General features: G+C 41.8%; 1 protein-coding gene and 2 pseudogenes. 1 reads left to right on the forward strand and 2 read right to left on the reverse strand.

The window, feature by feature from the left end:
- Positions 1-341 precede the first annotated feature (341 nt).
- A pseudogene (locus tag CIK04_RS27605) lies at positions 342-599 on the forward strand (DUF3081 family protein).
- 303 nt (positions 600-902) lie between these two features.
- Here CIK04_RS27605 and CIK04_RS35775 read toward each other — a convergent pair.
- Together CIK04_RS35775 and CIK04_RS27615 are read right to left on the reverse strand one after the other, a co-directional pair.
- Complete coding sequence (locus tag CIK04_RS35775; protein WP_332870149.1) at positions 903-995, reverse strand: hypothetical protein; 93 nt, start codon at positions 993-995, stop codon at positions 903-905.
- Positions 996-1,186: 191 nt separating this feature from the next.
- Positions 1,187-1,547: pseudogene (locus CIK04_RS27615) on the reverse strand (DUF413 domain-containing protein).
- Between the last annotated feature and the right edge of the window lie 130 nt (positions 1,548-1,677).

Below are 1,677 nucleotides of genomic sequence, written 5' to 3' on the forward strand. Positions count from 1 at the left end.
AACGGGATAAGTCTCATTTTCGCCCCTAGATATTAGAAATTTTGGATGTACCGAAACATTATTTTGCATTATAAAATAAAGTTTTCTGTTGGCTGCCATTGTTTTAGGTCAAAATTTCACATATTTCACCCAACTGTCACCATTGTGGCTGATGACACACGTTTTCGTTGGGGTTTTCTTCATTGAGCGGTCGTCTGAATGAGTTAAATCTGTTCTAATCAGTTGATAAATTTATCTTACTAAATTAATGTAGGTAATTTGAAGGGGCTCAACTTTGCGCATTGGCGAAATAATCATCACTTGCCCATACTCATAGTGTGTTCTTCTGCAGGAGCCAGATCATGAAAAACGAGTTAGATTCCACCAAAATTCTGACACGCGTATGAAACCATTATGGAACGAGGCACCCCAACCGAATTTGGCAAAATTTATGAAGGGGCTCGAAGCAGTTTTCAGAGTACGATGGCTACAGCGTGTACATGCGAGGCAATGGGGTTGAGTTAAAAGTCGGTTTTCACAACGACCTAACCACTTAGTATTATGAGCAAGAGCACTTGCGCGATAGCTTCTTGAAAAAAGTGGCAATGCTCGCCAAATAAAAGCATTGCCCCACTCAGTTAAGGTTAATGACTCTATGTTGATGCACTTGTTTCGGCAAGTGCGTCAGTGCTTTAGATAACGAATCAAATAAGCGAGTGTCGGCTCAATGTCACCTAGATGTTAAGGGTTGCTGATATCAATCCTATCGGGACGACCATTATGGCGTAACGAGTTATAGAGGAATGCYTGTTGCCCCACGCTGTTTAGTCGGTCAATTTCTCACTCAAATTATTTACCGTATCGCTGTGCTGTAGAGCTTGTTATTGGTGATACGTAGGCCTTCAATTCAAGGTCATCGATGATCAGTGTGCGTCTTTGATGGCGTCGAGGAAAGTCAGGGCAAGATTGTCTAAAGGAGGGTTCGCCCGTATGAAAATAACGTCAAAACCCGCCATAGGGAGGCGGGCTTTTTGAAATTCGCTGTCCTTTTTTTAGGACCTGACAAAAACCAAATACGTTTTTGTCTCTAATGGTCAATCCGCTCATTGTTGTAATGGCAACCGTGTGACCTCTTAATGCGCACTCATGAATGAGGCGTACTCAGCACAAACACGATCCTATGGATACATCAAAAAGCAGATATGCATTAATCGTCCTCAGTTAGGCTTGCGTCTTCCTCAACGTAGTCATCGCTCGCGTCTGGTTTATTGACGTCCATTAAGAGTATGGAAGCGCTTACGACCACGTGCAAGGCGCATGTATTTCAACCAAGTACGTTCCACTTTGTTTTGTGCCGCTTCTGGTGTTTCTAGCGTTAGCAAAAAGTGCTTTTCATCGTCATTTTCTGGAGTCAATTGACCAGTCTCTAGACCAACCAAGGTGTCTCCATAAATCATTAGGATTTCCTCTTCTGCAAGAGTAAAATCACCTGACTTTGCAAATCCGCGAGGAAATTTTGCATTATCGAAAAATCGTTTTTTGCCATGACGAATAGTCGTGTCAGACATATCAAACAGCCTCTGTAACCGTGATAGATGAATAATGATGATTTACGGCGAAAGTTAGGCGTAAAGTCAGCAAAAGAAAACAAAATTTCATATCGATATAATAGGTATTTGTTGTTAATCTGGTGACGAT

It is taken from the genome of Vibrio sp. 03_296, assembly GCF_002265885.1.

Bases quoted from the DNA above. Each gene is read 5' to 3' on its own strand.
- CIK04_RS35775 (WP_332870149.1), bottom strand. From the start codon at position 995: ATGGCGGGTTTTGACGTTATTTTCATACGGGCGAACCCTCCTTTAGAC.